This window comes from Methylobacterium sp. 4-46 (assembly GCF_000019365.1).
In the GTDB taxonomy this organism is placed as follows: Bacteria; Pseudomonadota; Alphaproteobacteria; order Rhizobiales; family Beijerinckiaceae; genus Methylobacterium.
In genome coordinates this window covers 6,648,164-6,664,162 of sequence record NC_010511.1, presented here as the reverse complement: position 1 = coordinate 6,664,162, position 15,999 = coordinate 6,648,164, and the positions used below count along the sequence as shown (strand labels likewise).

The 15,999-nt window shown below is 77.5% G+C and carries 7 protein-coding genes; 4 read left to right on the top strand and 3 right to left on the bottom strand.

The features are described 5' to 3' along the window. Nucleotides 1–80 precede the first annotated feature (80 nt). Complete coding sequence (locus M446_RS29305) at nt 81–9,971, bottom strand: hypothetical protein (protein ID WP_012335722.1); 9,891 nt, start codon at nt 9,969–9,971, stop codon at nt 81–83. Between the two features lie 313 nt (nt 9,972–10,284). Between M446_RS29305 and M446_RS29300 the strand changes: the two genes are divergently transcribed. Further along, nucleotides 10,285–10,668, top strand: a complete 384-nt coding sequence (locus M446_RS29300) for an Hpt domain-containing protein (RefSeq protein ID WP_012335721.1) — start codon at nt 10,285–10,287, stop codon at nt 10,666–10,668. 121 nt (nt 10,669–10,789) lie between these two features. Then, nucleotides 10,790–11,110 (top strand): 2Fe-2S iron-sulfur cluster-binding protein, encoded by a 321-nt coding sequence (locus M446_RS29295; protein ID WP_012335720.1) that lies wholly within the window; start codon nt 10,790–10,792, stop codon nt 11,108–11,110. Nucleotides 11,111–11,266: 156 nt separating this feature from the next. On the opposite strand, the gene M446_RS29290 is transcribed toward M446_RS29295, so the two are convergent. Both M446_RS29290 and hemF read right to left on the bottom strand, forming a co-directional pair. Beyond that, entirely contained in the window at nt 11,267–12,442 is a 1,176-nt protein-coding gene (locus M446_RS29290) for a vWA domain-containing protein (protein ID WP_012335719.1), read from the bottom strand. Between the two features lie 118 nt (nt 12,443–12,560). Continuing rightward, nucleotides 12,561–13,460 carry an oxygen-dependent coproporphyrinogen oxidase gene (hemF, locus tag M446_RS29285; RefSeq protein WP_012335718.1) on the bottom strand — a complete coding sequence of 300 codons (900 nt, stop codon included), beginning with the start codon at nt 13,458–13,460 and terminating at the stop codon, nt 12,561–12,563. A 124-nt stretch (nt 13,461–13,584) separates the two neighbouring features. Here hemF and purD point away from each other — a divergent pair, with 124 nt between their 5' ends. Next, complete coding sequence (gene purD / locus M446_RS29280; RefSeq protein ID WP_012335717.1) at nt 13,585–14,913, top strand: phosphoribosylamine--glycine ligase; 1,329 nt, start codon at nt 13,585–13,587, stop codon at nt 14,911–14,913. A gap of 134 nt (nt 14,914–15,047) precedes the next feature. Next, a complete protein-coding gene (locus M446_RS29275; protein WP_012335716.1) occupies nt 15,048–15,953 on the top strand; it encodes an alpha/beta fold hydrolase in 906 nt (301 codons plus the stop codon). Nucleotides 15,954–15,999: the final 46 nt, after the last annotated feature.

Genomic DNA, 15,999 nt, shown 5'->3' with positions numbered 1-15,999 from the left:
GGCGCCCCGCCGTGGCACGCGGGGCACGCGGGCCGTGGCGGGGCGCGGCCCGCGGGACGATCCCCGCGGGCCGGGAGGGGTCACGCCCCCTCGAACCGCCCGCTCGCATGGGCGAGCATCGTGTAGACCTTGCCGGTCTCGGAGGTCAGGTAGGCGTTCGCCCGGCGCGGATCCTTGTCGGCCCGGGAGACCTCGCCGAGCAGCCGCTCGAACTCCCGCACGTAGCGGTCGACGGTGCGGCGGAACTCCGGCTCGGACTGGTAGCGGCGGCGGATCTCGTCGAAGGTCTGCTTGCCCGCCGCGGTGTAGAGGTCGCGGGTGAACAGGTTCGACTCGCCCGCCCGGTAGCGCTCCCAGAGGGAGACCGCGGCCTGATGGTCGATCATCCGGGCGATGTTGCCCGAGATCGAGTCGATCGTGCCGAGTCCCTCCTCGCCGGTGCGCTGGGCCGCGCCCGCCTCGGCCGGGGCCTCGTCCTGCGAGGCGCGGCTGAGGAGGTCGGAGAGCCAGCCGGTGCCGACCGGCCGGGGGGCCGGCGCCGGCCCGGCCGCGGGCCTTGCGGGGGCGGGCGCGGGGGCCGGCCGGGGCGCCGGAGCGCCGCGCGCCGCGGGCGCCGCCGGGGCGGGGGTCGGGGCGGGCCGGGTCGCGGGCGCCGCCGGGGTCGACGGTGCCGGGGCCGGAGCCGGAGCCGCCTGGGCGGGCCGGGGCGCGGCGGGCCGCGGCGCCTCGGCGCCGACCGCCGCCCGGGCCTCGACGGACCTGGCATCGGCCAGCTTGGGCGCCGCCACGTCCGCGGCGCGGCCCGAGCGGGCGACGAGGGACGAGAGCTCGTTCAGGGCCTTGATCTGGTCGGCGACCACCCGGCGCATCTCGCTCGTCGCGTCCTGGGTCTCCTGCGGGATCGCGCTCACGCCGCGCTGCAGGTCCTGGCGGATCTCGTCGAGGGTCCGCCGGATCTCGGCCGCCATGCCGCGCAGGGACTCGACCGTGCCCTGGAACCGGCTCGCGGCCTCCCCGAAGGCGCCCTGGAGCTCGCCCGAGGCGCCCTGGACCGCCCCGCGCACCGCCTCCGCGGCGCGCGCCCCGTCGGCCTCGGCGCTGCCGCGCAGCTCCTCGACCGCCCGCGACAGCGCCTCGGCGGCGTCGCGCGCGCTCCGGGACAGGCTCTCGCCCAAGGCCTGGACGCGCGCCTCGACGCCGCGCAGCGTCTCCTCGACGCGCCCGCCGAGCCCCTCGGTCGAGGCCGAGAGGGCGCCCGCCCGCTCGTCGATGCGGCCGAGCAGCGCGTCGATCGCCGCCTGCCGCTCGGACAGGGTGGCGGCGATCCGGCCCTCTACGCCCTCCAGCTGGCCCGCCGCCTCGGCGAGGCCGGCGAGGTGCTGGCGGGTGGTCTCGGCGAGCGCCTTGCCGCGGGCATCGAGGGCGGCGGCGAGCGTCGCGGCCTGCCGCAGGCTCCCGGAGGCCACGTCCTGCAGCTGGGCGACCCGGCCCGACACCTGCTCGGAGGCCCGGCCCGTCTCCTCGGCGATCTCGCCGAGCGCCGCCTGGATCTGCTGGACGCGGCCCGCGAGCCCGTCCTCGATCGCCGCGAGGTTCTCGCCCGCGCTGCCGACCAGCTCCTGCAGCCCCAGGCAGGCGCCCTCGACCCGGCCGAGCAGGACGCCGAGGTCGCCGCCGAGCCGCTCGTTGGCCTGACGCAGCACCTCGACGGCCCGCGTCGCGCCCTGGTCCGCCGCCGCGTGCAGCTCGGCCGCGGTGCGGGAGGCGGCCTCCGCCAGCTCCCGGCCGCGCCGCTCCAGGGCCTCGATCACGCCGCCGACGCCGTGGACCAGCGCCTGCTCCAGGGCCTCGGAGCGCTCGCCGAGGGCCGAGACGAGGGCCGTGCCGGGCCCCTCGACGAGGCCGCGCAGGGCCGCGACCTGCTGGTCGAGGCCGCCCACCACCGCCTGGCCGCTCGCCTCCAGGCGCGCCACCAGGTCCTGGCCGCGGGCGTCGATCGCCTCCTGGAGGGTGCGGGTGCTCGCCTCGAGGGTGCGGCCGAGGGCCTGCCCCCGCCCGTCGACGATCTCGGCCAGCGTCCCCACCCGCTCGTCCAGGCTGCGGGCGAGGTCCGCGCCGGGCCCGTCGAGGGCCTGGACCATCTCGCGGGCGGCCTCGGCGAGGCTGCGGGCGAGCGTGGCGCTGCGCTGGTCGATGAGGGCGGCGAGCGCCGCCGCCCGGCGGTCGAACCCGCCGGTGAGGCCCTCCTGGCGCTCGTCGAAGGCGGCCTGGAAGGCGGCCGCCCGCTCGTCGAGGGCCTGGGTCAGCGCCGCCATGCGGGTGTCGACCAGGGCCGCGTAGGCGTCGCTGCGGTCGTCGAAGGCGTCCGCCAGCGCCTCGCCACGGGCCGCGACCAGGGCCGCGAAGGCCCGCATCCGCCCGTCGATCCGCGCCGTGAAGGCGGCGCTGCGCTCGTCCACCGACCCCGCCAGGGCGTCGCCGCGCTCCTGCAGCACGGAGGCCAGGGCCTGGGCCCGGGCCTCGATGGTGTGCGCGAAGGCGTCCGCCCCCGCCGCGACCGTGCCGTCGAGGGCCGCGATCTGGCCCTGGAGCCGCGCCGCCAGGGCCTCGCCGCGCGCGTCGAGCACGCGCCCGAGCGCCTCCGCGCCCCCCTCCACCAGGGCGCGGAAGGCGGCGTCGCGCTGCGCCACCACCTCGGCGAACTCCGCGATGCGGCTCTGCAGGGCGGCGCCCAGCGCCCCGCCCCGGGTCTCGATCAGCGCGAGCAGCTCGGTGGCGCGGCCGTCGAACAGGGAGACGAGGGCCTGTGTCGAGCCCTCCACCGCCTCCGACAGGGTGGCGACGCGCGCCTGCAGCGCGGCGACCGCCGAATCCCCCGCCCCCATCGCGTCGGCGAGCGCCTGCCCGCCCTGCGCGAGCGTGCCGGAGAGGATCCGCACCCGCTCGTCGAGGAGCGCCGCGAGGCTCGCCGTGCGCTCGTGCATCTCGCGGGCGAGGGCGGCCTGGCGGGACTCGAGCAGGGCGGCGATCGCGCGCTCGTTCTCCACCAGGAGATCCCGCAGGCCGGCGCCGCCGTCGAGCAGCTGCGCGAAGGCCGCGCGCCGCCCCTCGACGAGGCCCGAGAAGGCCTCCGCGCGCTCGTCCACCGCGCGGCCGAGGTCGTGGATCCGCGCCTGGAGCTGCCCCGACAGGGAGGCGGCGCGGTCGTCGACCGTGCGCGCGAAGGCCGCCGCGCGGTCGTCCACCAGGCTGGCCAGGGCGTTCGCCCGCGCCTCGACGGTCTCGGCGAGGGCGCTGCCGCGGCGCTCGACCAGGAGGTCGAGGGCGGCGAGACGCCGGTCGAACAGGGTGGCGAGGTCGCGGGTGCGCGCGTCGAGGGCCCCCGTGAGGTCGCCGACCCGCGTCTCGAAGAGCTGCGCGAGGCCCTGGCCGCGCTCGGAGAGGAGCCCCTGCAGGGCGCCGACCCGCTCGTCGAGGACGTGGCCGAGCGCGCCCGCTTGGCCGTCGAGCAGGCCGCGCATCGCCGCGGCGCGCTGGTCGAGCAGGTCGTGCAGGGCCCGGATGCGCTCGTCGAGGGCGGCGCGCAGGATCTCGGCCTGGCCGTCGAGCAGGGCGTGGATGGTCGTGGCCTGCTCGTCCACGAGGCTGCCGAGGCGCCGCAGGCGGTCCTCGAAGGCCGCGTCGACGGCGCCGCCGCGCGCGTCGAGCAGGGTGGTGAGCGCCGCGGTGCGGGCGGCCACGCCCTCCTGCAGGCGGGTGCCGCCCGCGTCGAGGGCGCGCTCGGCCTCGGCCACGGCGCCCTGCAGGCGCCCGACCAGGGCCTCGCCGCGCTGCTCCAGCACCTCCGCGAGGCTGGCGGTGCCGCGGTCGAGGAGCTCGGCGAGCACGCCGGTGCGGCCGGCCACGCCCTCCTGGAGGCGGGCGCCGCCGCTCTCCAGACTGCGCTCGGCCTCGGCGACCGCCTCCTGCAGGCGCCCGATCACGCTCTCGCCGCGGCGCTCCAGCAGCTCGGCCAGGGAGGCGCCGCCGCGGTCGAACAGCCGGGCGAGGTCCGTCATCCGCTGGCCGACCGTGCCGAACATCGCCCGGCCGCGCTCGTCGAGCTCGGCCGCCAGGGCGGCGGTGCGCTCCTCCACGAGGCGCGAGAGGCCCTCCGCCCTGCCCTCGAAGGCGGCGCGGATCGCCTCGGCATGCCCGGCGAGGTCGCGGCTCGCCGCGCCGCTATGGGTCTCCACGAAGCCGACGAGGTCGCGCGTGCGCCGGCCGAGCTCCTCGTCGAGGGCGCGGGTGCGCGCCTCGATCTCGCCCAGGACCTCCTGGGTCCTCGCCCCGAACGTGTCCTCGATCAGGCGGCGGCGCTCGTCGAGCCCGGCCGCCAGGGCGGCGACGCGCTCCTCCACGAGGCGCGAGAGGCTCTCGGCGCCGGTCTCGAAGGCGGCGCGGATCGCCTCGCCCTGCCCGGCGAGGTCGCGGCTCGCCGCGCCGCCGTGGTGCTCGACCAAGTCGACGAGGTCGCGGGCGCGCCGGCCGAGCTCCTCGTCGAGGGCGCGGGTGCGCGCCTCGACCTGGCGCAGGATCTCCTGGGCCTGGCCGCCGAACGCCTCCTCGATCACGCGGCTGCGCGCGTCGAGGGCCGCCGCGACGCCGTCCAGGCGGGCGAGCACGCGCTCGTCGAAGCGGGCCGCGCCCTCGTCCAGGCGGGCGGCGAGCTCCTCGGTCCGGCGGCCGAACGCGCCGCCGATCTCGCCCGCCCGGGCGCCGAGCGCGTCGCTCATCGCCTGGATCTGGGCGGTGACCGCCCGGGCGAGCTCGTCGGCGCGGGCGTCGAGGGCCTGGGCGACCTCGCGCCCGCCCTCCGCCATGGCGCGGGCGATCTCGCCCGCCCGCACGATCAGGGCCTCGTTGAGGGCGGTCGCCCGGGCGCCGAGATGCTTGTCGACCTGCCCGACCAGGCTGTCGAAGCTCGCGCTGAGCTCGGCGGTGCGCTTGGCCGAGCGCTCCTCCAGGGCGCCGAGCCGGGTCTCGACGAGGTCGCTCGCCTCGCGGGTGCGCTCCGCGATGCGGTCGGCGACGGCGCGGCCCTCCACGGTGATGACCCGGTCGATCTCCTCGAGCCGGCTCACCACGGTCTCGGAGATCGCGCCGGTGTCGCGGGAGATCCGGTCGGCCAGGATGTCGCCGCGGGCGATCAGGTCCTGCAGGGCGGCGAGGCGGTTCGTCAGCACCTCGTCGAGGGCCTTGCCGCTCGTCTCGGCGGTGCTCGCCAGGGTCTCCCCGGTGCGCACCAGCGCGTCGTTGACGCGCGCGCCCTGGCTCGTCACGGCGAGCACGATGTCGCGCCCGACACCGGCGAGCCGGGCCTGGGTCTCGTCCGCGTGCTGGCCGATCAGCGCCACGACGTCGCGCCCGCTGCCGCCGAAGGCGGTCTCGACGGTGCCGATCCGGGCCGTGAGCTCGCGGCCGATCTCCTCGGCCGCCTGCCCGATCGCGGCCGCGGCGGTCTCGGCCCGCTCGGCCAGGGACTCGACGGAGCGGCGCAGGGTCGCGTCCGCCTCGCCGGACCGGGCCGCCACCCGGGTCTCGGCCGCCTCGGCGGCCTGCAGGAAGGCCTCGGCGACGCCGGCGAGCCGGGCATCGACCGCGCCGGTCGCGGTCTCGGCCGAGCGGGCGATCGCGCCGGCCGCCTCCTCGGCGCGGGCCGCCAGCACCTCGACCGAGCGGCGCAGGGCCTCGTCGGCCTCCGCGGCGCGCCGGCCGAGCCGCGCGCCCATCTCGTCCGCGGCGCCGACCAGGGAGGCGGCGACCGCCTCGACCCGGCCGTCGAGCCCGCCCGTCGCGCTCTCCGCCGCCGCCGCGATCGCGGCCGCCACGGCCTCCGCCCGCGCGGCCAGCCCGTCGAGGGCCCGGCGCAGGCCCTCGTCGGCCTCCTCCGTGCGGGCGCTCACCCGCCGGCCCGCCTCGTCGGCGGCCCGCAGGAAGCTCTCGGCGAGCCCGGCGAAGCGCGCATCGACCGCGCCCGCCGCATTCTCGGCGGAGTGCGCCAGGGCGGAGGCCGCCGCCTCGCTGCGCTCCGCCAGGGCCTCGACCGCGCGGCGCAGGCGCTCGTCGGCCTGCGCGGTGCGCTCGTCGAGCCGCGCCCCGACCATGTCGGCGGTGCCGAGCAGCGCGGTCGTCGCCGCGGCCATCTTCCCGTCGAGGCTGCCGGTGGCGGCCTCGACCGCCTGGGCGAAGGCGGAGGCGACGCTGCCGATGCGCGCGTCGACCGTGCCGGTCGCCATCTCGGCCGAGCGGGCGATCGCCACCGCGGCGTCCCGCGCCCGCAGGACCACGAATTCCACCGCCTCGCGCAGGGCCGCGTCGGTCTCCTGCGCCTGGGCGCCGATCTGCCCGCGGGCCGCCTCGGCCGCCTGCGAGAACTGCGCGGCGACGCCGCCGAGGCGCGCGTCGAGGCTCCCGGTCGCCGTCTCGGCCGCGCGGGCGAGCGCCGCCGCGGCGTCCTCGGCCCGGGTCGCCAGGGTCTCGACCGCGCCGCGCAGGGCCGCGTCGGTCTGCGCCGTGCGCGCGGTCACCCGCCCCTCGGCCGCCTCCGCCGCCCGCAGGAACGCCTCCGCCGCTCCCGCGAGCCGCGCATCCACCGCCCCGGCCGCCGTCTCGGCCGTGCGGGCGATCACCGAGGCGGCGTCGCGCGCCCGCAGCACCATCCCGTCGAGGGTCTCGCGCAGGGCCGCGTCGGTCTCCTGCACGGTGGCGCCGATCTGCCCGCGCGCCGTCTCGGCCGCCTGGGCGAGCTGCGCGGCCGCGCCGCCGAGGCGCGCGTCGAGGTCGCCGGTCGCCGAATCCGCCGCGCCGGCGAGCGCCGCCGCGGCCGCCTCGGCCCGGGTCGCCAGGGCCTCGACCGCGCCGCGCAGGGCCGCGTCGGTCTGCGCCGTGCGCGAGGCCAGCCGCCCCTCGGCCGCCTCCGCCGCCCGCAGGAACGCCTCCGCGACCCCCGCGAGGCGCGTATCCACCGTCCCGGCCGCCGTCTCGGCCGATTGGAGGATGGCCGCCGCGGCGTCCTCGGCCCGGGCCGCCAGGGTCTCGACCGCGCCGCGCAGGGCCGCGTCGGTCTGCGCCGTGCGCGCGGTCACCCGCCCCTCGGCCGCCTCCGCCGCCCGCAGGAACGCCTCCGCCGCTCCCGCGAGCCGCGCATCCACCGCCCCGGCCGCCGTCTCGGCCGTGCGGGCGATCACCGAGGCGGCGTCGCGCGCCCGCAGCACCATCCCGTCGAGGGTCTCGCGCAGGGCCGCGTCGGTCTCCTGCACGGTGGCGCCGATCTGCCCGCGCGCCGTCTCGGCCGCCTGGGCGAGCTCGGCGGCCGCGCCGCCGAGGCGCGCGTCGAGGTCGCCGGTCGCCGAGGCGGCCGCGTGCGCCACCGCCTCGGCGGCGGCCTCGATGCGGCCGAGGGCCTCGCGCAGCTGCGCATCGGTCGCGTCGGCCCGGGCGTGGAGCATCCGGGTGCTCTCCTCGGCCGCGCCGAGGACGCGGGAGGCCGCGGCCCCGCTCGTGGCCTCGAAGGCGGCGGCGAGATCCTCGGCGCTCAGGCGGGCGAGGTCGACGCTCTCGGCCGTGCGGGCGCCGATCGCCTGCGCGACCGTCTCGGCCGAGCGGCGCAGCACGTCCACCACCTCGGCCGCGCGGGCGTTGAGCTCGGTGCCGGTCGCCTCCACGGTGCGGTGGAAGACCTGTGCGGCCTCGACCGTGCGGGTGCCCAGCGCCCCGGTGGCGTCCTCGGCCGCGCGGCGCATGGTCTCGGCCGCCTCCGCGGCCCGGGTGTCGAGCTCGCCGGAGATCCCGGCCAGCGCGAGGCGGAAGGCCTCGACGGCCTCGGCCCCGGACGCGGTCGCGGCCTCGGCGCCCTCCCGGGCGGCGCGGCGGAAGGCCTCGACCGCCGCCGCGGCGCTCGCCCCGACCGTCTCGGCGGTGCCGCTGCCGGCGGCGCGGATCGCCTCCGCGGCCGTCTCCGTGCGGGCCCCCACCGCCCCGGCGGCGGTCTCGGCCGCGCGGCGGAAGACCTCCTCGGCCTCGGCGGCGCGGGCGTCGATCTCGCGCCCGATCTCCTCGGCGGTCCGGCGCAGGGCCGCGATCGCCGCACCGGTGCGCCCGTCGAGGGAATTCTGCAGGGACTCGGTGGCGCCCGCGAAGGAGGCGGCGGCGCTCGCCGCGCGCTCGGCCATCAGGCCGGCGAAGCGGTCGCCGCCCTCGGCGAGGCCGCGCTCCAGGGCGCCGCCATGCACGACGATGGCCTGCTCGACCCGGCCGATCGTGTCCTCCAGGCGGCCCGACAGGTCGGCGGCGTGCACGCCGATCGCCTGGGCGGCCTCCTCGACCAGGGCGGCGACCTCCTCGCGCAGCCGCGCGGCGCGGGCCGCGAAGGCGTCGAGCACCGCGTCGCTGGTCGACCCGAGGGCGCCGCTCGCCTCGCGGCCGCTCCGCTCCAGCGCCTCGACGACGCGGGTGCCGGCCCCCTCGATCTCCTCGCGCAGGGCGACCGAGCGGTCGTCGAGATGGGCGGCGAGCGCGCTGCCCGAGGCGGCGAAGCGGTGGGTGATGGCGTTGCCGGTCTCGGCGAAGCGCGTGGTCAGGTCCTCGCCGCGGGCGAGCAGGCGCTCCTCCAGGGTGGCGGCCGAGCGCGCGAAGGTCTCGCGCACCTGCTCGCCCTCCCGGTTGAGCGCCTCGATCACCCCCGAGCCGGTCTCGCCGAGCACGCGGGCGACCTCGCCCGCGCTGTCGGCGAGGGCCGCGGTGAGGAGCCCGCTCGTGTGGCCGATCGCCTGCGTGACCGCCTCGGTCCGCGCCTGGAGCGTGGCCGCGAGCGCGTCGCCGGCCTCGCCGAGGCCGGCCTTGACGGTCTCGCCCGTCGCGGCGAGGCGCTGGACGAGCCCGTCGCCCTCGCCGGACACCGCCTGCGCGACGCGCTCGCCGGTCTCGGCCAGGGAGGCGGTGATCTCCTCCCCGCGGCGGCCGAGCGCCGCCGTGATCTCCTCGCCGCGGGCGCCGAGCGAGCCGGTGACGCGCTCGCCCACCCCGTCCACCGCCGCGACGATGCGGGAGGCGGCGGTGTCGAGTTCCTGGGTCAGGGTCTGGTGCGTGCCCTGGATCGCCCCGCGCACCCGCTCGGCATTGGCCACGATGGCCTCGCGCTGGGCGACGAGCTCGTCGACCAGGGCGCGGATGCGGATCTCGTTGTCCGAATAGGCCCGCTCCAGGGTCGAGATCTCCCCGCGCACCAGGGTCTCGAGCTCGCCCGCGCGGGCGAGCGCGCGCTCGACGCCGTCGCCCACCGCCGCGACCTCGCGGCGGACCGCCTGCGACATCGTCAGCACGGCGTCGGTCGAGAAGGCCTCGGGCTCGGCGAGCCGGATCGCCACGTCCCCGACGGCGCGGGCGACGAGGCGCATCTCCTGGGCGCGCACGGCGAGCATCGCGGCGATGAAGAACAGCAGCACGGGCGCCAGCACGGCGGCGGCGCCGACCGCGCCCTGCAGGCCCGAGAGTCCGGCGAGGAAGCCGCGCAGGTCGCCGTTCGCCTGCCCCCAGGCGAGGGCCGCGAAGCCCGCGAGCCAGAGAGCGGCCGCCAGCATGGCGAGCAGGTAGGGCGTGCGCGAGGGCTTCACCCGCAGGCTCTGGCGCATGGCGCCGAGGCCGCGGCGGTCGTCGTTGGCGACGAGGGAGCGGTCGGGGGGCAGCAGGCCGCCCTCGCGGCGGGCCTCGCGCTCGAGCTCGGGCATCACGCTCCCGTCGAAGACCGGCTCGGCCGGGCGGCCGTCGGTCCGGGGCGGGCCCGCCAGGGGGTCGGCATCCTCGACGTCGGGCAGGCGCGGCTCCGTCCGGCCGGCCTCGGGCCCGGCAGGCGCCTGGTCCAGGTTCAAGGCCTGCTCAATCGCCGACAGCGCCGCTTCCGTCGGGTCCTTGAGCTTCTTCTCGGTTGCCATCGAACGCCTCGTTACGCCGTGAACGCCGGCGAAGGATCCCGCGGCCGCCCCCGGGGATCCCGCCCCCCGCCCGACCCGGACGCGAGGCTTCCGCCATTTACCAATAGGACCTTAGACGCAAGGAGTACCAGCGGGATACCCGATCCGCTCGACCCCGCGCAAAAACCTTAACCGAATGGTTACCATTGCGGGGGCGCTTGGCGTTATCCCGGCCTATCCCACGGGCACGCAAGGGGTCGGGAGGCGGGCGCGCCGCCGCGCGGCCCGCGCATCGCGCTGTGGATAGCCCGTGGGAGAGGGAGAGTCAGGCGCCATGGACGACCTCGCGCCCCTGATCGACCGGGCCGCGCTGGCGCGCGCGACCTTCGGAGACGCGGACCTCGCCCGGGAGGTGCTGGGCCTGTTCCGCGCGCAATGCGCGCGGCTCGGGCCGGCCCTCGCCGACGCGGCGCGGCCGGCCGCGGAGCGGGCCGACCTCGCCCACACCCTCAAGGGCTCGGCGGCGGGGGTCGGCGCGGCGCGGGTCGGCGCCCTGGCGGAGCGCCTCGACGCCGCCCTGCGGCGGGCCGACGCGGGCGAGGCCGCCCGCCTCCTCCCTCCCCTGCTGGCGGCGATCGCGGCGACCGCCGAGGCGATCGGGACGGCCGGGATCGGCGCGACCGGCGCGGGCGCCGCGGACCGGGCCCCGGAGGCCTGACCGGGCGGCGCGCGACGCGGGCGGCGCGCGGCCAACGGCGCGCTTGCTTTCCGGGCGGCCTGCCGTCAATCAGGCGCAGCCGCGGGCAGGCCGCGCGGCGCAGACAGGTTCGGAGCGCGCGATGGTCCAGATCACCTACGTCGATGCCGCTGGCACGCCCCGCACCGTCGCGGGCGAGGTCGGCTCGACCGTGATGGAGACCGCGATCCGCAACAACGTGCCGGGCATCGACGCGGAGTGCGGCGGCGCCTGCGCCTGCGCCACCTGCCACGTCTACGTCGATCCGGAATGGGAGGCCGCGGTGGGCCCGGCCGAGCCGATGGAGCAGGACATGCTCGACTTCGCCTCGGACGTGCGGCCGAATTCCCGCCTCTCCTGCCAGATCCGGGTGCGGCCGGAACTCGACGGGCTCAAGGTCACGACCCCGGCCCGGCAGGGCTGAGCCCGGCCCGACGACGATCGACGGGCGGGGCGCGGCTTCGCCCGGGGCGCGGCCGCCGCGCGATCACGCCGTCCCCCCTCGCGCGCGCCTCGGCGCCGGCCCCGCTCCGGCGCGGGCCAGCGCGAGGCCGTCCCGCCCCCGGCGGGGCCGCGGGCCTCAGCGCACCAGTTCGCGCATCGCCCGGTCGATGCCGTCGAGCGTCAGCGGGAACATCCGCCCGGAGACGATCTGCCGGATCATCGCGATCGATTGCGTGAAGGGCCAGTGCGCCTCCGGCACCGGGTTGAGCCAGACCGCCTTCGTGAAATGATCGAGGATGCGGGTGAGCCAGACCTGCCCGGCCTCCTCGTTCCAGTGCTCGACCGAGCCGCCCGGCATGGCGATCTCGTAGGGGGACATCGAGGCGTCGCCCACGAACACCACCCGGTAATCGGACGGGTAGGTGCGGATCACGTCGAGGAGCGGGGTGCGCTCCGTGTGCCGGCGCCGGTTCTCGGTCCAGACCGTCTCGTACGGGCAGTTGTGGAAGTAGAAATGGGCGAAGTGCTTGAACTCCGAGCGCGCCGCCGCGAAGAGCTGCTCGGCGAGGCCGACGTGCCAGTCCATCGAGCCGCCGATGTCGAGGAAGAGCAGCACCTTGACGGCGTTGCGGCGCTCCGGGCGCAGGCGCAGGTCGAGGTAGCCGGCCCGGGCGGTCTCCCGGATGGTGCCGTCGAGGTCGAGCTCCTCCGCCGCCCCGGTGCGGGCGAAGCGGCGCAGCCGCCGCAGGGCGAGGCGCATGGTGCGCGAGCCCAGCTCCTCGGCATCGTCGAGGTCCTTGAAGTCGCGCCGGTCCCAGACCTTCACCGCCCGGAAGTTGCGGTCGCCGTCCTGGCCGATCCGCACGCCCTCCGGGTTGTAGCCGTAGGCGCCGAAGGGCGAGGTGCCGGCCGTGCCGATCCACTTCGAGCCGCCCTGGTGGCGCCCCTTCTGCTCGGCGAGGCGCTGCCTGAGGGTCTCGAACAGCGCGTCCCAGCCGAGCGCCTCGATCTGCCGCTTCTCCTCCTCGGTGAGGTGCTTCTCGGCGAGCCTGCGCAGCCACTCCTCGGGGATGCCCTGCGGCGCGACGGCCTCGCCCAGGGACTCGATCCCCTTGAAGACCTGCCCGAAGACCCGGTCGAACTTGTCGAGGTGGCGCTCGTCCTTCACCAGCGCGGCGCGGGACAGGTAGTAGAACTCCTCGACCCGCTGGCCCGCGAGGTCGCGGTCGAGGGCGTCGAGCAGGGTCAGGTACTCGCGCAGCGAGACCGGGACCTTGGCGGCGCGCAATTCGGTGAAGAAGGTCAGGAGCATGCGCGAAGAACGCGCGCGCCGGGCCGGAAGGTCAAGCCCCGGCCCGGCGGTTCCCCGTCGCCGCGCCCCATCCGGGGGACGACGGCGAGGCCGGGGAGCGGGCCGTGCCGGGCGCGCGTCAGGGCCAGCGCACCGTCGGGGGCATGGAGGAGAGGATCGAGTCGACGTTGCCGCCGGTCTTCAGCCCGAAGATCGTGCCGCGGTCGTAGAGCAGGTTGAACTCGACGTAGCGTCCCCGCCGCACCTGCTGCTCGCGCCGGTCGGCCTCCGTCCAGGGTTGCGAGAGGTTCCGCCGGACGATGGCCGGGTAGACCTCCAGGAAGGCCTCGCCGACGTCGCGGGTGAGCGCGAGGTCGGCCTCCGGGTCCCCGCTCCAGTGGTAATCGTAGAAGATGCCGCCGATGCCCCGCGGCTCGTTGCGGTGCTTGAGGTGGAAATACTCGTCGCACCACGTCCGGTAGCGGGCGTAGTCGGCGCCCGGATGCCGCGCGCAGGCCCGCCTCAGGGCCTCGTGGAAGGCGACCGAGTCGGGATCCTCCTGCGTCCGGCGCCGGTCGAGGACCGGCGTCAGGTCCGCCCCGCCCCCGAACCACGCCTTCGTGGTGACGACGAGGCGGGTGTTCATGTGCACGGTCGGCACGTTCGGGTTCCAGGGATGGGCGATGAGCGAGATGCCGGTGGCGAAGAAGCGCGGATCCTCCGCGGCGCCCGGGATCTGGATGCGGAATTCCGGCGCGAATTCCCCGTGCACCGCCGAGACGTGCACGCCCGCCTTCTCGAAGACGCGCCCGCGCAGCATCGCCATCACGCCCCCGCCGCCGGGCGCGCCCGAATGGTCGGTGCGCTCCCAGGGCGTGCGCACGAAGCGCCCGGGCGCCTCGGCCTCGGGATGGAACGGGCCCGCCGCCTCCGATTCCAGGGCCTCGAAGGCCGCGCAGATGCGGTCGCGCAGGGTGGCGAACCAGTCGGTCGCCCGCGCACGCAGGGCGTCGAGGTCGAGGGAGGCGTCGATGCTCATGGTGTGGTCATCCCACACCGCCGCCCTCCGGCCAAGGGGGCGCGGCGGAGCCGGCCGGGAGCGGTTTCATCGCGCCGCCCGATCGCCTACAGGACCAGGCGAGACTCTCTGTCACGGACGGGCCATGCGCACCGATTCCCTCACGATCCTGCTGATCGGCTCCGGCGGCCGCGAGCACGCCCTGGCCTGGAAGCTGGCGCAGAGCCCGGCCTGCCGGCGCCTCCTCGTGGCGCCGGGCAACCCCGGAACCGCGGCGCACGGCACCAACCGGCCCGACCTCGACGTGATGGACGGGGCGGCGGTCGTCGCCTTCTGCCGGCGGGAGGGGGTGGACCTCGTGGTGGTGGGGCCGGAGGCGCCGCTGGTCGCCGGCCTCGTCGACGCCCTGGAGGCGGCCGGCCTCGCGGCCTTCGGGCCGCGGGCCGCGGCGGCGCGGCTCGAAGGCTCGAAGGGCTTCACCAAGGAGCTCTGCGCGGCCTGCGGCATCCCGACCGCCGCCTTCGCGCGCTTCTCCGCGCCCGAGCCCGCCCTCGCCTACCTGCGCGCGCGGGGGGCGCCGATCGTCGTCAAGGCGGACGGGCTCGCGGCCGGCAAGGGCGTCGTCGTGGCCGAGACGCTGCCGGAGGCCGAGGAGGCGGTCGCGCGCCTGCTCGCCGAGCCCGGCGCCGAGGTGGTGATCGAGGAGTGCCTCGTCGGCGAGGAGGCGAGCTTCTTCGCCCTCTGCGACGGGACCCGGGCGGTGGCCTTCGGCACGGCGCAGGACCACAAGCGCGTCCACGACGGCGACCGCGGCCCGAATACCGGCGGCATGGGCGCCTACTCGCCCGCCCCGGTCCTGACGCCCGCGATCGAGGCCGAGGTGATGGACCGGATCATCCGGCCGACCCTCGACGGGATGCGGGCGCGCGGCACGCCCTTCCGGGGCATCCTCTACGCGGGGCTGATGCTGACCGCGGAGGGGCCGAAGCTGATCGAGTACAATGTCCGCTTCGGCGACCCGGAGTGCCAGGTGCTGATGCCGCGGCTCGCGGGCGACCTCGTGCCGGCGCTCCTCGCCGCCGCGGCGGGCGACCTCGCGGGGATCGCGCCGGCCTGGTCGCCGCAGGCGGCGCTCACCGTGGTGATGGCGGCGCCAGGCTATCCGGGGCCGGTGACCCGCGGCTCCGAGATCCGCGGCCTCGCCGAGGCGGAGGCGGCGGGCGCCCTGGTGTTCCAGGCGGGCACGCGGCGGGAGGGCGACCGGCTCCTGGCCGATGGCGGCCGGGTGCTCGCCGTGACGGCGACCGGCGCGGGGATCGCGGAGGCGCAGGGCCGCGCCTACGCGGCCCTGGCGCGGATCGACTGGCCGGAGGGGTTCTACCGGCGCGACATCGGCTGGCGGGCCCTGGAACCGCGCCCTGGGAGCGCGGAGCCGCGCACGCTCGGCGGAGTTGCGGCTGGCAACTCCGCCTAGCTCTTGGTTCTGCATCATCGTCGCCGACGGGTGCTTCGGTTCGCCGCCGAAACGGTGACCCCTTCGGCACCGGCCGCTGTCGGCCGGCGGAATGATGCTTAGAATGCCGGGGACGCGACAGACGGAGCCGTCCCATGCCCGCCGACCTCTTCCCCGGCTTCGACTCCCACTGGATCGACCTGCCGGACGGGCGCTTCTTCGCCCGCGCGGGCGGGCCCGCGGAGGGGCCGCCGGTGCTCCTGCTGCACGGGTTCCCGCAGACCCATGCCTGCTGGCACCGGGTCGCGCCGGCCCTCGCCCGCCGCCACCGGGTGATCTGCCTCGACCTCAAGGGCTACGGCTGGTCGGCGGCCCCGAAGGGCGATCCCGCGCACGAGGCCTATTCCAAGCGCCGGATGGGCGAGGAGGCGGTCGCCGTGATGGAGCGGCTCGGCCACGCGCGCTTCGCGCTCGTCGGCCACGATCGCGGCGGGCGGGTCGGCTACCGGCTCGCCCTCGACCATCCGGGCCGGGTGGCCCGCCTCGCCCTCCTCGACATCCTGCCGACCCTGGTGCAGTGGCGGCGCATCGAGGCGGATCCCGCCCTCTACCCGCATTGGCGCTTCCTCGCCGAGCCGGCCCCCGGCCCGGAGACGCGGATCGGCCGGGGCCCGGACGCCTATTACGAGGGGCTCCTGCGGGGCTGGACCGGCGACGGGACCCTCGACGCCTTCGCGCCGGGCGCCCTCGCCCTCTATCGCCAGAGCTGGTCGGTGCCCGAGCGCATCCACGCCATGTGCGAGGATTACCGGGCCGGCGCCGGGCCGGACCGGGCGGCGGACGAGGCGGACCTCGCGGCCGGCCGCACCCTCGCCTGCCCGACCCTGATCCTGCCCGGGACCGGCTTCGTCGGCCGGGGCGGGCTCGATCCGGTGCTGGGCGCGTGGCGCGAGACCTTCGCGCCGGCGGCCGCGGGCGCCGCCATCGCCTCCGGGCACTTCGTGGCGGAGGAGAACCCGGAGGAGACCCTGCGGGCGCTGGTGCCGTTCCTTCGAGAGTAGAGAGCCGCCTTGCTCCCTACCTGTATTGGCGGGAAGCCTGCCGTCG

What these genes read in the sequence shown, in the direction of transcription:
- M446_RS29305 (WP_012335722.1), bottom strand. Translation starts at nt 9,971, where the DNA reads ATGGCAACCGAGAAGAAGCTCAAGGACCCGACGGAAGCGGCGCTGTCG.
- M446_RS29300 (WP_012335721.1), top strand. Translation starts at nt 10,285, where the DNA reads ATGGACGACCTCGCGCCCCTGATCGACCGGGCCGCGCTGGCGCGCGCG.
- M446_RS29295 (WP_012335720.1), top strand. Translation starts at nt 10,790, where the DNA reads ATGGTCCAGATCACCTACGTCGATGCCGCTGGCACGCCCCGCACCGTC.
- M446_RS29290 (WP_012335719.1), bottom strand. Translation starts at nt 12,442, where the DNA reads ATGCTCCTGACCTTCTTCACCGAATTGCGCGCCGCCAAGGTCCCGGTC.
- hemF (WP_012335718.1), bottom strand. Translation starts at nt 13,460, where the DNA reads ATGAGCATCGACGCCTCCCTCGACCTCGACGCCCTGCGTGCGCGGGCG.
- purD (WP_012335717.1), top strand. Translation starts at nt 13,585, where the DNA reads ATGCGCACCGATTCCCTCACGATCCTGCTGATCGGCTCCGGCGGCCGC.
- M446_RS29275 (WP_012335716.1), top strand. Translation starts at nt 15,048, where the DNA reads ATGCCCGCCGACCTCTTCCCCGGCTTCGACTCCCACTGGATCGACCTG.